Origin of the sequence: Burkholderia sp. B10, from assembly GCF_004368385.1 — a bacterium.
Classification (GTDB): Bacteria; Pseudomonadota; Gammaproteobacteria; order Burkholderiales; family Burkholderiaceae; genus Burkholderia; species Burkholderia vietnamiensis.
Window position 1 is genome coordinate 1 of sequence record NZ_PQMX01000024.1, and the last position, 12,167, is coordinate 12,167.

The following is a 12,167-nucleotide window of genomic DNA, read 5'->3' on the forward strand; positions in this document are numbered from 1 at the left end:
GTTCGGAGTGGGTATGTCGTGGTACGCGGCGCCCGGCACGAAAAAAAGCCCGGCAGGCTTCCCTGCCGGGCGCTCGCATCCTCCGATGCCGCGATCCGCTACCGGGGCGCACCCCGGCGCCGCATCACTCCCACTCAATCGTCGCCGGCGGCTTCCCCGAGATGTCGTACACCACCCGGTTGATCCCGCGCACCTCGTTGATGATCCGGTTCGACGCACGGCCGAGCAGCGCGTACGGCAGATGCGCCCAGTGTGCGGTCATGAAGTCGGTCGTCTGCACCGCGCGCAACGACGTCACGTAGTCGTACGTGCGGCCGTCGCCCATCACGCCGACCGACTTCACCGGCAGGAACACCGCGAACGCCTGGCTCGTCAGGTCGTACCAGCTCTTGCCGACGTCGGCTTCGCCGCACAGACCGGCTGCCGCGTCCTGCGCGGTGGCCGTCGTGCCGCGCAACTCCTCGATGAAGATCGCATCCGCGCGACGCAGCAGCTCCGCATATTCGCGCTTCACTTCGCCGAGAATCCGCACGCCGAGGCCCGGGCCCGGGAACGGATGGCGGTACACCATCTCCGGCGGCAGGCCGAGCGCGACGCCCAGCTCGCGCACTTCGTCCTTGAACAGGTCGCGCAGCGGCTCGAGCAGCTTCAGGCCGAGCGTTTCCGGCAGCCCGCCGACGTTGTGGTGGCTCTTGATCGTCGTCGCCTTCTTCGTCTTCGTGCCGCCCGATTCGACCACGTCCGGATAGATCGTGCCCTGCGCAAGCCACTTCGCCTTCGACAGCTTCTGCGCCTCAGCCTGGAACACCTCGACGAACTCGCGACCGATGATCTTGCGCTTCTGCTCCGGATCGGTCACACCGGCCAGATGGCCGAGGAACTGCTCCGATGCGTCGACGTGCACGACCTTCGCGTGCAGGCGGCCCTCGAACATGTCGAGCACCATCTTGCCTTCGTTCAGGCGCAGCAAGCCGTGATCGACGAACACGCAGGTCAGCTGGTCGCCGATCGCGCGATGGATCAGCGCCGCCGCGACGCTCGAATCGACGCCGCCCGACAGGCCGAGAATCACTTCCTCGTCACCGACCTGCTCGCGGATCTTCGCGACCGCTTCCTCGATGTGGTTCTTCATGATCCAGTCGGGCTTCGCGCCGGCGATCTGCAGCACGAAGCGCTCGATGATCTGGCGGCCCTTCACCGTGTGCGTGACTTCCGGATGGAACTGCACCGCGTAGTAGCCGCGCGCCTCGTCGGCCATGCCGGCGATCGGGCAGCTCGGCGTCGACGCCATCAGCGTGAAGCCCGGCGGCAGCTCGGCCACCTTGTCGCCGTGGCTCATCCAGACCTTCAGCATCCCGTGGCCTTCGGCCGTCTTGAAATCGTCGATGCCGTCGAGCAGGCGCGTATGACCATGCGCGCGCATTTCCGCATAGCCGAATTCGCGATGGTCGCTCCACTCGACCTTGCCGCCGAGCTGCACGGCCATCGTCTGCATGCCGTAGCAGATGCCGAGCACCGGCACGCCGAGGTCCCACACGGCCTGCGGCGCGCGCAGCTGGTGGTCTTCGTAGGTGCTGGCGTGGCTGCCCGACAGGATCACCGCCTTCGGCGCGAACTCGCGAACGAACGCGTCGGACACGTCGTTCGGATGGATCTCGCAGTAGACGTGCGCTTCGCGCACGCGGCGCGCGATCAGTTGGGTGACTTGCGAACCGAAGTCGAGAATCAGGATTTTGTCGTGCATGGCTGCGGACGGGATGAAGATGATAAGAAAAGCAGCGCACGAAGCGCTGCGTCAATAGCATGGACGGAGGCGTCGGGCGGGCGGCGGCTCGCGCGACGCATCGCCGGTCAATCCTCGGCCGGCGGGCGGGCGTCGAACGCGACGCTGCCGGACGAACGGGCCGCTGCCGCGGCATCGGCTGCTGCCGCCGGTGCGACAGGCGCTGCCGGTGCTGCCGGACTCGCGACGCTCGGCTCGACCCGCGGCTGCGGCACGACGACCGGTGCCGGCTCGGCCGGACGCTGCGCGCCGCGGGCCTCGAGCGCCAGCGCCTTGTCGCGCCGCCGCACGGCCGCGGCGAGCCGCACGCCGCCGAGGCCGAGCACGATCAGCGCGACCCCGGCCGCGACCGACAGCACGCGGCCGGCCGCCGCGATCGCCGGGCCGTTGCCGGTGCCGAGCGACCACACGACCGCAAGCACGCCGATCAGCCAGTTCACATGGCCGACCGCCCGCGCGACGGGCGCCGTGAGTTCACCGTTGACCGCCGCATGAAACGCGAGCCACGCGAGCCCGAGCAGCGCGATGCCGAACGCCTGGCCGAGCATCGCCGGCTGGACGTTCGCGAGCTGCAGCGCATTGAACAGCGCCTGCCACGGCGTCAGCACGAACAACGTGCCGAACGCGAGCAGCAGCACGGCGTCGACGATCAGCACGGCTCGCAGCAGCGGTTTCATCGGCGCTCAATCCACGTGATAGTTCGGCGCTTCCTTCGTGATCTGCACGTCGTGCACGTGCGACTCGCGCATGCCCGCCGCGGTGATCTGGACGAATTCCGCCTTCTCGTGCAGCTCGTCGATCGTGCGGCAGCCGCAGTAGCCCATGCTCGCGCGCACGCCGCCGACCAGCTGGAACAGGATCGCGTTGACCGAGCCCTTGTACGCGACGCGGCCTTCGATGCCTTCCGGCACGAGCTTGTCGATGTTCGCCGAGTTGTCCTGGAAGTAGCGGTCCGCCGCGCCGTCCTTCATCGCGCCGACCGAACCCATGCCGCGGTACGACTTGTACTGGCGGCCCTGGTACAGGAACACGTCGCCCGGCGACTCTTCGGTGCCGGCGAACATGCTGCCCATCATCACCGCATTCGCGCCGGCCGCGAGGGCCTTCGACACGTCGCCCGAGAACCGCACGCCGCCGTCGGCGATGCACGGCACGCCGGTGCCCTTCAGCGCTTCGGCGACGTTCGCGATCGCGCTGATCTGCGGCACGCCGACACCCGCGACGATCCGCGTCGTGCAGATCGAGCCCGGGCCGATACCGACCTTGACGGCATCCGCACCGTATTCGACGAGTGCCTTCGCGGCAGCCGCGGTCGCGATGTTGCCGCCGATCACCTCGACGTGCGGGAAATTCTGCTTGACCCAGCGCACGCGCTCGAGCACGCCCTTGCTGTGACCGTGCGCGGTATCGACGACGATCACGTCGACGCCCGCCTGCACCAGCAGCTCGACGCGCTCTTCGTTGTCGGGGCCGACGCCGACCGCCGCGCCTGCGCGCAGCTTGCCGTGCTCGTCCTTGCACGCGTCCGGATGCTCGGTCTGCTTCGTGATGTCCTTGACGGTCATCAGGCCGCGCAGTTCGAACGCGTCGTTGACGACCAGCACGCGCTCGAGGCGGTGGCTGTGCATCAGCGCCTTCGCTTCGGCGAGCGGCGTGCCTTCCTTGACCGTGACGAGACGCTCGCGCGGCGTCATGATCGACTTGACCGGCTCGTCCAGGCGCGATTCGAAACGCAGGTCACGGTTCGTGACGATGCCCACGAGCTGCGGGCCTTCGACGACCGGGAAACCCGAGATGCCATGCTGGCGCGACAACGCGATCACGTCGCGCACCTTCATCTGCGGCGGAACGGTGATCGGGTCGCGGACGACACCCGATTCGAAACGCTTGACCTTCGCGACCTCGCGGGCCTGCTCGGCCGGCGTCAGGTTCTTGTGGACGATCCCCACGCCACCCTGCTGCGCCATCGCGATCGCGAGGCGACCTTCGGTGACCGTGTCCATCGCGGCGGACACGAGCGGCATGTTCAGGGAGATGTTGCGGGTCAGCTTGGTTTTCAGGCTGGTGTCGCGCGGGAGAACGTCGGAGAAGGCGGGAACGAGGAGCACGTCATCGAAAGTGAGTGCTTTTTGGATCAGACGCATGGCAAATCCTATGGGCGCAAAAGCGAATTATACGCGAAGCGCCGCGGATTTTCACAACACGAACAACGGGTTAGCCGTTCGGGAGCGTTCGGGGGCCGAATCGTTCGGATCGCCGTTCGGTTCGTTTTCGATCGCCTTTCGTTTCACCCGGCGCTCGCAGCATTCGCGCAGGCAGGGCGAAGCGGCCGGAATCGGCCCGCGCGCGACGAAGTGGCGCGGCGGCGCCGCACTGCTTGCAGCGAGCCGCCAGTCGGCTTCGATATGCAGCGGCGGCACCCAGCGCCCGACGCGCGGCTACGCCAGCGCAGCCACCGCACGCACGACCATCACCGCACCCGCGCCGAGCGCCACGCCGCCGACGACGCGCGCCACGCACGCGCCGCCAGGCGCGAGCCGTTCGGCGGCGATCGCGGCCGTCACGATCGTCATCACGCGCAGATCCATCATGCCGGCTGCGACGGCCGCGCCCATCAGATTGCCGCAGCACGCGGCACAGCGCACGCCGGCCCGCAGGCCGTACAGCCATGCAGCGCCCACGCCGGCTCGCGGGCCGTCGTCGTCCGCCGCGGCCATGTGCCGGCAGCAGGCAAGCCGGCGCCGCTTCCAGCCGGAAAACTGCAGCACGCCGGCAGCGAACACGACCGCACCGGCCGCCACCGGCATCGCGGCGGCGAGCGCGGGCGGCCGCGCGGCCGCGGCCGCCAGCCCGGCACCCACGGGAAACACCATCGCGCCAAGCACGAGCCATACGCCGAGATACCCGGCACCCGCCACCACGACGCGCCATCCCGCGCGCGCATCGCCCGACGCGCCCATCCGGCGGCGATACCGCCACAGCTCGGGCGCCAGCACCGGCAGCATCATCGTCGCCGTCATCGCCGCCCACATGCCGACGAACTCGCCGAACGCCCTGCCCGGCCGCCATCCGCACGATCCGCCCCACGCGGCCGACAGCGTCCAGCCGCCGGCCATCGGCGTGCCGCCCATCGCGTCCATCGACGCATGCAGCGCCAGCGTCGCCCACAGCGCCGCGGCGAATGCGGCCGCGAGCGCCGCGCAGAACGCGCGGTCCGCGCTGCGCGGGGCAACGGAGTGCCGACCCGATCGAGTCGCGCGACGCATCGCCCGCCTCCGCGCTCAATCGCGCGCGTATTCGTCGTGACGGCGCCACCACACGCCCGTCTCGTTGCGGCCGAGCGGCGCGCGGTCGAGCCACGCGTACATGCCCCACAGCGCATCGAGCCCGCGCGCATAGGTCGAATACGTGTGATAGACGACGCCGTCCTCGCGCACGAACGCGCTCATCCCCGGGCGGTCGCGCGCATACGTCGCGGCATCGGTGCCGCAGGTCGCGGCGAACTGCGCGACCGCGGCCGGCGGCGGATCCACGTCCATCGCGTGAGCGGCGCGCGCATAGTTGTATTCGACGTCGCCGGTGCGCTGCTGCGCTTCGGTGAACGACACGTTGAAGTCGAAATTGAACGCGCCGCCTTCCGACGACGCCCACGGAAACCGCCAGCCCATGCGCTGCCGGTACGCCAGCAGCTTCGCGAGCGGCGCGCGCGACACCGCCGCGAGCGTCACGTCGTGGTTCGCGAGATGGACGGCGAAACCGTCGAAGCCGTCGGCGAGCGCCGAGCACGACGGGCAGCCGGCCTTGTAGTCGGGGCCGAACATGAAGTGATAGACGAGCAGCTGCGAACGGCCGTCGAACAGATCGTCGAGCGTCGCCGCGCCGTGCTCGGTGTCGAACCGGTAGGTCTGGTCCACGCGCACCCACGGCAGCGCCTCGCGACGCCGTGCGAGCGCGTCGCTGTGGCGCGTGAGCGTCTTTTCCGCGTCGAGCAGCGCGCGTCGCGCCGTCAACCATTCGTCGCGCGTTCCGGTGAGATGGGTCGTCATTGCGGGTTTCTCCTTTCGTCGGGATTCGGACACGGCGGCTTCGCCGTGTGCGTGGTGCTAGATTAGGGCCCGGGATCGGACGCGAGGGAGTGACAACTGTGTCGGGATTCGCATGGATTCGCTGATCACCGCCGCCGCCCGCGCGCTCGCGGTCGGCGACCCGCTCGGCGCGCTGAACCGCGTCGCACTGCGCGGCGACGCGCCCGCGCTCGCGTTGCGCGGCATCGCGCTGGCTCAGCTCGGCGACTTCGAGCGCGCCCGCGCGCTCATGCGCGCGGCGGCGCGCGCGTTCGGCCCGCACGAAGCCGTCGCACGCGCGCGCTGCGTGGTCGCGCAAGCCGAGATCGCGCTGGCGTCGCGCGATCTGCGCTGGCCGTCGCGCGCACTCGACGCCGCATGCGCGACGCTCGACGCGCACGGCGATCGCCCGAACGCGGCCCATGCGCGTTATCTCGGCGTGCGCCGGCTGCTGCTGATCGGACGCGTCGACGACGCCGAGCAGCAACTCGCGCAGCTCGAGCCCGCCGCGCTGCCGCCGGCGTCGCGCGCCGCGCACGAACTGATCGCGGCCGGCATCGCGATCCGCCGCATCCGCCCGCACGCGGCGCGCGCCGCGCTGGCCCGTGCACGCACGGCCGCGCAACATGCCGGCATCGCGGCGCTGAGCGCCGAAGTCGAGACGGCCGCGCGCGCGCTCGATACGCCGGCCGCGCGGCTCATCGCCCGCGGGACATCGCGGCTCGTGCGGCTCGACGAAGTACAGGCGCTGTTCGAGTCGGACGCGCTGGTCGTCGACGCGTGCCGGCATGCCGTGCGCGATGCGCGCGCAAGCGTGTCGCTCGCGCGCCGCCCGGTGCTGTTCACGCTCGCACGCGTGCTCGGCGAAGCGTGGCCGTGCGACGTGTCGAGGAACGCGCTCGTCGCCGCCGCGTTTCGCGCGCGACACGCGGACGACTCGCATCGCGCGCGCCTGCGCGTCGAGATCGGCCGTCTGCGCGCGATGCTGCGGCCGCTCGCGAAGCTGACCGCCACCGCCGACGGCTTCGCGCTCGAGCCGCTCGGTGCCGCTGACATCGTCGTGCTCGCGCGCGTCGTCGACGATCGCCACGCGGCCGTGCTCGCGCTGCTCGCCGACGGCGACGCATGGTCGAGCTCCGCGTTGGCGCTCGCGCTCGGCGCCAGCCAGCGCACCGTGCAGCGTGCGCTCGAAGCGCTGGCGGCCGCCGGCAAGGCGCAGGCGCTCGGTCGCGGCCGTGCGCGCCGCTGGCTCACGCCCGCGCCGCCCGGATTCGCGACCGCATTGTTACTCCCCGTGACGCTGCCGGGCGACTAGGATGGGCCAACCCACGACGAGGAGACAGACATGAAACGTTCCACCGCAAGCATCCTGCGCGAATACGGCCCGTTTGCCGGCGTCGACGGCGTGCACGGCGTCACGTTCGACGGACAGCACGTGTGGTTCGCGTCCGGCGACAAGCTCAATGCACTCGATCCCGGTGCCGGCACGACGGTGCGCACGCTGGACGTCGCCGCGCATGCGGGCACCGCGTTCGACGGCCGCCACCTGTTCCAGATCGTCGAGGACCGCATCGAAACGATCGACCCCGACTCGGGCCGCGTACTCGCGACGATCCCCGCGCCCGGCGGCGGCGCGGATTCCGGGCTCGCCTGGGCCGAAGGCACGCTGTGGGTCGGGCAATACCGCGAGCGCAAGATTCATCAGATCGATCCGCAGTCGGGCGCCGTGCTGCGCACGATCGAATCGAACCGCTTCGTCACCGGCGTGACCTGGGTCGACGGCGAACTGTGGCACGGCACGTGGGAAGCGGACGAAAGCGCGCTGCGACGCGTCGACCCCGGCACCGGACACGTGCTCGAGCAGGTCGACATGCCGGCCGGCGTCGGCGTGTCGGGACTGGAATCCGACGGCCGCGACACGTTCTACTGCGGCGGCGGCAACAGCGGCACGCTGCGCGCGGTGCGCCGCCCCGCGTCGGGGAACGCCGTGCACGACAGCGACGCCGACGCCGACGCAGCAGCCGAACGCTGATACGCCTGCGATCGCACCGCGGCCGCACGCGCACCACGTCCACCCCCCGGTGCAGGAATGAACAAGACGCCTTCGCTCGACCCTCGCTAAGATGCGCGCTCGTCAGTCTTTTGTTCGGAGCAGTCGATGCAGCGCGGTGTAGTGTATGGCGTCCTGGCGGGCGCGTTGTGGGGCATGGTGTTTCTGGTGCCGCGGCTGTTGACCGACTTCTCGCCGCTGCTGCTGAGCGCCGGCCGCTACGCGATGTACGGTCTCGTGTCGTTGGCGGCCGCGCTGCCGGCCGCCCGCTCGCTGCTCGCGCGGCTGACCCGCGAAGACGTCGTGGCGCTCGCGAAGCTCGCGCTGATCGGCAACGTCGCGTACTACATGCTGCTGTCCGGCGCCGTGCATCTGATCGGCATCGGCCCCAGCTCGCTGATCGTCGGCGTGCTGCCCGTGACCGTCACGCTCGCGGGCCTGAGCGACCACGGCGCGGTGCCGCTGCGGCGCCTCGCGGCACCGCTCGCGCTGGTGATCGCGGGCATCGTCTGCATCAACGTCGATCTGTTCACGTCGGCCGCCGCGCATGCGACCACGCTCGACGAGAAGCTCCTCGGCATCGCCTGCGCCAGCGGCGCGCTGGCGAGCTGGACCTGGTACGCGGTCGCGAACGCGCGCTACCTGCAGCGCCACCATCGCTTCGGCGGCAACGAGTGGTCGGTGCTGTGGGGCGTCGTGACCGGGCTGATCGGCGGCCTGTGCTGGCTCGCGATCCTGGCGCTGCCGGCCGGCACGATACAGGCCGCGCTGCCGGCATCGCGCTGGCAGCTGTTCTGGCTGCTGAATCTCGCGCTGGCGATCGGCGCGTCGTGGCTCGGCAACGGACTGTGGAACGCGGCGTCGAAGCGGCTGCCGCTCACGCTATCGGGCCAGCTGATCGTGTTCGAAACGGTGTTCGCGATGCTCTATGCGTTCGTCTACGACCACCGGATGCCGCGCGTGCTCGAGATCGCGGCGCTCGCGCTGTTGCTCGCGGGCGTCTACGGGTCGGTGCGTCGGCACGGCGATCCGCATGCAGGCGACGGCACGCGCGAGCACGCCGCGGCGAACGCGAACGCCACGGCTCACTGAACACGTCACTGAACGGGCCGCCGATCGAGCCGGTACGGCCGATGAACAGGAAAGAAAAGAGATGACGCGACGCCGACGCGACGCGTCAGCGCGCGTCCTTGTGCATCCACTTGCGGCCCTCGATCGAGCCTTCGCGGCGGGTCTTGTCGACGCGCCGCTGGCGCGCGAGCTTCGGATCGACGATCAGCGGCCGGTAGATCTCGACACGGTCGTGGTCGGCGAGCGGCGCGTCGAGCGGTGCGAGCTTGCCGAACACGCCGGTTTTCGCCTGCGCGAGATCGATCTCCGGATGCAGCGCGAGCACGCCGCTCGCGTCGATCGCGGCGCGCACGGTCGCGCCCTCGGGCAATGAAACGGGAATCAGCGTCTGGCGGTCCGGCAGCGCGTAGCAGACTTCGATCGACAGCATCGCCTCACCCCTTGCCGTAGCGCTGGTCGGCGCGCTTGACGAACGAATCGACGAAAGTGTTCGCGATGTGGCTGAACACCGGGCCGATGATCTTCTCGAGCAGGATGCTCGAGAACTCGTAGTGCAGCGCGAATTCGATCTTGCACGCATCGGCGCGCAGCGGGATGAACCGCCACGAGCCCGTGAACTTCTTGAACGGGCCGTCGGCGAACTCCATGTCGATCCGGCTCGGACGCTGCTGCGTGTTGCGCGTCGCGAAATGCTGCTTGATGCCCTTGAAGTTGATGTCGATGCGCGCTTCCATCCCGCGGTCGTCCTGGCGGCGAACTTCGACGCCGCCGCACCAGGGCAGGAAATTGGGGTAATCGGCCACGTCGGTGACGAGGTCGAACATCTGTTCCGCCGAGTGACGGATCAATACGGTTTTCTGGACATCTGCCATAAATCGCGCGGCATCGCTTGAAGTGGGAACGCAAGCCGGGCGATTCACGCCCCGCTTTGCTAAAATCGTGATTTTAAACGAGTTGGCCCAATCCTTTCATGAGCATCATCGACAACAGGAAAGCGCACTTCGATTATCACATCGAGGAACGCTATGAAGCCGGGCTCGTGCTCGAGGGCTGGGAAGTCAAGGCGCTGCGCGCCGGGCGCGGCCAGATCAAGGAGGGCTACGTGGTGGTGAAGAACGCCGAGATCTTCCTGATCGGCACCCACATCAGCCCGCTGCCCGAAGCCTCGACGCACATCAAGCCCGATCCGGTCCGCACACGCAAGCTGCTGCTGCACCGTGAGGAAATCAAGAAATTGATCGGCAAGGTCGAGCAGCGCGGCTACACGCTCGTGCCGCTGAACTTCCACTACAAGGGCGGTCGCGTGAAATGCGACATCGCGCTCGCGAAGGGCAAGAAGCTGCACGACAAGCGCGAAACCGAGAAGAAGCGCGACTGGGAGCGCGAAAAGGCGCGCATCATGCGCGCCGGCACGTGACACGCACGCGCTGCCGCAGCAACGAAACGGCCCGCTCGATGCGGGCCGTTTTGCTGTGGGCGGCACAGCGGATCGGGCGACGCGGCGCGCGTGCAGCGCTGCCACGCCGTTGCCGATGGAATTGCACGCCGACGCAGCCACGGCCACGCTGCCGCGCGACGATACGCCGCACGCCGGAAGCTGGAAGCCGGCAGCGGCCGACGCCGCTGCAAACCCCGCCTACGCTCAGCCCCTACCGCCCGCTGCCGGCGTCGCGTTCTTGACGATCGTCAGCGCCGAGGCGATCGCGGTCCCGAGATCCGACAGGTTGGCCGGCACGATCAGCGTATTGCCCTGCTTCGCCAGATTCGAGAATGCGCCGACATACTGCTCGGCCACCTTCAGATTGACCGCATCCATGCCGCCCTGCGACTGGATCGCGTTCGCGATCTTCTGGATCGCCTGCGCGTTCGCGTCGGCCACCGCGAGAATCGCGGCCGCCTCGCCCTGCGCCTGGTTGATCGCCGCCTGCCGCTCGCCTTCTGACTTCTGGATCGCTGCCTCGCGCGCACCCGACGCGAGGTTGATCTGCTCCTGCTTGCGGCCCTCGGATGCCGCGATCAGCGCGCGCTTCTCACGCTCGGCGGTGATCTGCGCCTGCATCGCGTGCAGGATTTCCTTCGGCGGCGTGAGGTCCTTGATCTCGTAGCGCAGCACCTTCACGCCCCAGTTCGCCGCGGCCTGGTCGAGCGCCGACACGATGTTGTGGTTGATGAAGTCGCGTTCCTCGAAGGTCTTGTCGAGTTCGAGCTTGCCGACCACCGAGCGCAGCGTCGTCTGCGCGAGCTGCGTGATCGCGAGCACGAAGTTGCTCGAGCCGTACGACGCCTTCATCGGGTCGGTGACCTGGAAGTACAGCACGCCGTCGACCTGCAGCTGCGTGTTGTCGCGCGTGATGCAGACCTGGCTCGGCACGTCGAGCGGAATTTCCTTCAGCACGTGGCGGTAGGCGATCCGGTCGACGAACGGCAGCACGATGTTCAGGCCGGGCGACAGCGTCGCGTGATACCGGCCGAAGCGCTCGAGCACCCACGCATGCTGCTGCGGCACGATCTTCACCGTCTTCGACACGATCACGATGGCGATGACGAGCAGGACGACCCAGACGATCAGCGAATCCATGAAATATTCCCTCCTTGTTTTATCGGTGGACGATCAGCCCGCGGCTTTCGCGACGACGACCAGACAGTTGCCACGCACGGCGCTGACGCGGTACACGTGCGCATCGTCGCGCTCGCCGTTCGCCAGCTCGACGTCCCAGTCGGCGCCGCGATACTGCACGCGCGCGCGGCCGTCATGCCACGCGTCGACCGTGAGGGTCGCGCCGATATCGAGATTGACGTCCGGATTGGTCGACGTCTCGCGCTTCTGCTTGCGCCCGAGCCCCGAGCGGCGCAGCGCGATCATCGCGACGATCGCGACCGCGGCGGCCGCGCCCAGCTGCACGTGCGGCGCGAAGCCGGCGAACTGCAGCAGGCCGCCGGCGAGAAAGCCGAGCGCGATCATCAGCAGATAGAAGGTGCCGGTCAGCAGTTCGGCCACGACCAGCACGCCGACCCCGATCCACCAGAACAGATGCCCCGACATCATTGTGGTCTCCAGAAAAACGCTTGCGCCCCACTACGCACTATATTCGCTGTCGGACCGCGCGTGGCGGTCGGCACCGTCGAGCGATCCGGCGGGCGCAGATAAAAAAACACCCCGGTAGATACCGGGGTGTTTATAGCACGAAGCTTGCATTTT

Annotated in this window: 14 protein-coding genes; 4 read left to right on the forward strand and 10 right to left on the reverse strand. The window is 68.9% G+C overall.

What is annotated here, in order from left to right; genetic code table 11:
* Window positions 1-124: 124 nt before the first annotated feature.
* From guaA to C3Y15_RS14400, 6 genes are all read right to left on the reverse strand, one after another.
* Window positions 125-1,744 carry a glutamine-hydrolyzing GMP synthase gene (guaA, locus tag C3Y15_RS14375; protein WP_011885116.1) on the reverse strand — a complete coding sequence of 540 codons (1,620 nt, stop codon included), beginning with the start codon at window positions 1,742-1,744 and terminating at the stop codon, window positions 125-127.
* Window positions 1,745-1,851: 107 nt separating this feature from the next.
* Entirely contained in the window at window positions 1,852-2,460 is a 609-nt protein-coding gene (locus C3Y15_RS14380) for a hypothetical protein (protein WP_069264521.1), read from the reverse strand.
* 6 nt (window positions 2,461-2,466) lie between these two features.
* Window positions 2,467-3,927, reverse strand: coding sequence for an IMP dehydrogenase (gene guaB / locus C3Y15_RS14385; protein WP_011885118.1), 1,461 nt, complete (start codon window positions 3,925-3,927; stop codon window positions 2,467-2,469).
* Between the two features lie 51 nt (window positions 3,928-3,978).
* On the reverse strand, window positions 3,979-4,203 hold the full coding sequence (locus C3Y15_RS14390; RefSeq protein ID WP_034195319.1) for a hypothetical protein: 225 nt from the start codon (window positions 4,201-4,203) through the stop codon (window positions 3,979-3,981).
* 18 nt (window positions 4,204-4,221) lie between these two features.
* Window positions 4,222-5,049, reverse strand: coding sequence for a DUF2182 domain-containing protein (locus tag C3Y15_RS14395; protein ID WP_034195318.1), 828 nt, complete (start codon window positions 5,047-5,049; stop codon window positions 4,222-4,224).
* A gap of 15 nt (window positions 5,050-5,064) precedes the next feature.
* A complete protein-coding gene (locus C3Y15_RS14400; protein WP_059991486.1) occupies window positions 5,065-5,829 on the reverse strand; it encodes a DUF899 domain-containing protein in 765 nt (254 codons plus the stop codon).
* Between the two features lie 112 nt (window positions 5,830-5,941).
* On the opposite strand from C3Y15_RS14400, the gene C3Y15_RS14405 reads away from it, so the two are divergent.
* From C3Y15_RS14405 to C3Y15_RS14415, 3 genes are all read left to right on the forward strand, one after another.
* Entirely contained in the window at window positions 5,942-7,162 is a 1,221-nt protein-coding gene (locus C3Y15_RS14405; protein WP_124259630.1) for a helix-turn-helix domain-containing protein, read from the forward strand.
* Between the two features lie 30 nt (window positions 7,163-7,192).
* Entirely contained in the window at window positions 7,193-7,879 is a 687-nt protein-coding gene (locus C3Y15_RS14410) for a hypothetical protein (RefSeq protein ID WP_011885122.1), read from the forward strand.
* A 126-nt stretch (window positions 7,880-8,005) separates the two neighbouring features.
* Window positions 8,006-8,989, forward strand: a complete 984-nt coding sequence (locus C3Y15_RS14415) for a DMT family transporter (RefSeq protein WP_045578984.1) — start codon at window positions 8,006-8,008, stop codon at window positions 8,987-8,989.
* Between the two features lie 85 nt (window positions 8,990-9,074).
* Here the strand turns inward: C3Y15_RS14415 and C3Y15_RS14420 are convergent, their stop codons facing one another.
* Together C3Y15_RS14420 and C3Y15_RS14425 are read right to left on the reverse strand one after the other, a co-directional pair.
* Window positions 9,075-9,398, reverse strand: a complete 324-nt coding sequence (locus C3Y15_RS14420; protein WP_011885124.1) for an RnfH family protein — start codon at window positions 9,396-9,398, stop codon at window positions 9,075-9,077.
* Between the two features lie 4 nt (window positions 9,399-9,402).
* On the reverse strand, window positions 9,403-9,840 hold the full coding sequence (locus C3Y15_RS14425; protein ID WP_011885125.1) for a type II toxin-antitoxin system RatA family toxin: 438 nt from the start codon (window positions 9,838-9,840) through the stop codon (window positions 9,403-9,405).
* Between the two features lie 98 nt (window positions 9,841-9,938).
* Here C3Y15_RS14425 and smpB point away from each other — a divergent pair, with 98 nt between their 5' ends.
* On the forward strand, window positions 9,939-10,385 hold the full coding sequence (gene smpB / locus C3Y15_RS14435) for an SsrA-binding protein SmpB (protein WP_006478511.1): 447 nt from the start codon (window positions 9,939-9,941) through the stop codon (window positions 10,383-10,385).
* Window positions 10,386-10,610: 225 nt separating this feature from the next.
* Here the strand turns inward: smpB and C3Y15_RS14440 are convergent, their stop codons facing one another.
* Both C3Y15_RS14440 and C3Y15_RS14445 read right to left on the reverse strand, forming a co-directional pair.
* Window positions 10,611-11,546, reverse strand: a complete 936-nt coding sequence (locus tag C3Y15_RS14440; protein ID WP_011885126.1) for an SPFH domain-containing protein — start codon at window positions 11,544-11,546, stop codon at window positions 10,611-10,613.
* A gap of 33 nt (window positions 11,547-11,579) precedes the next feature.
* Window positions 11,580-12,014 (reverse strand): NfeD family protein, encoded by a 435-nt coding sequence (locus C3Y15_RS14445; protein WP_124259629.1) that lies wholly within the window; start codon window positions 12,012-12,014, stop codon window positions 11,580-11,582.
* Window positions 12,015-12,167: the final 153 nt, after the last annotated feature.

Coding starts and splice junctions, on each gene's coding strand:
- guaA (WP_011885116.1), bottom strand. CDS start 1,744: ATGCACGACAAAATCCTGATTCTCGACTTCGGTTCGCAAGTCACCCAA.
- C3Y15_RS14380 (WP_069264521.1), bottom strand. CDS start 2,460: ATGAAACCGCTGCTGCGAGCCGTGCTGATCGTCGACGCCGTGCTGCTG.
- guaB (WP_011885118.1), bottom strand. CDS start 3,927: ATGCGTCTGATCCAAAAAGCACTCACTTTCGATGACGTGCTCCTCGTT.
- C3Y15_RS14395 (WP_034195318.1), bottom strand. CDS start 5,049: ATGCGTCGCGCGACTCGATCGGGTCGGCACTCCGTTGCCCCGCGCAGC.
- C3Y15_RS14400 (WP_059991486.1), bottom strand. CDS start 5,829: ATGACGACCCATCTCACCGGAACGCGCGACGAATGGTTGACGGCGCGA.
- C3Y15_RS14405 (WP_124259630.1), top strand. CDS start 5,942: ATGGATTCGCTGATCACCGCCGCCGCCCGCGCGCTCGCGGTCGGCGAC.
- C3Y15_RS14410 (WP_011885122.1), top strand. CDS start 7,193: ATGAAACGTTCCACCGCAAGCATCCTGCGCGAATACGGCCCGTTTGCC.
- C3Y15_RS14415 (WP_045578984.1), top strand. CDS start 8,006: ATGCAGCGCGGTGTAGTGTATGGCGTCCTGGCGGGCGCGTTGTGGGGC.
- C3Y15_RS14420 (WP_011885124.1), bottom strand. CDS start 9,398: ATGCTGTCGATCGAAGTCTGCTACGCGCTGCCGGACCGCCAGACGCTG.
- C3Y15_RS14425 (WP_011885125.1), bottom strand. CDS start 9,840: ATGGCAGATGTCCAGAAAACCGTATTGATCCGTCACTCGGCGGAACAG.
- smpB (WP_006478511.1), top strand. CDS start 9,939: ATGAGCATCATCGACAACAGGAAAGCGCACTTCGATTATCACATCGAG.
- C3Y15_RS14440 (WP_011885126.1), bottom strand. CDS start 11,546: ATGGATTCGCTGATCGTCTGGGTCGTCCTGCTCGTCATCGCCATCGTG.
- C3Y15_RS14445 (WP_124259629.1), bottom strand. CDS start 12,014: ATGATGTCGGGGCATCTGTTCTGGTGGATCGGGGTCGGCGTGCTGGTC.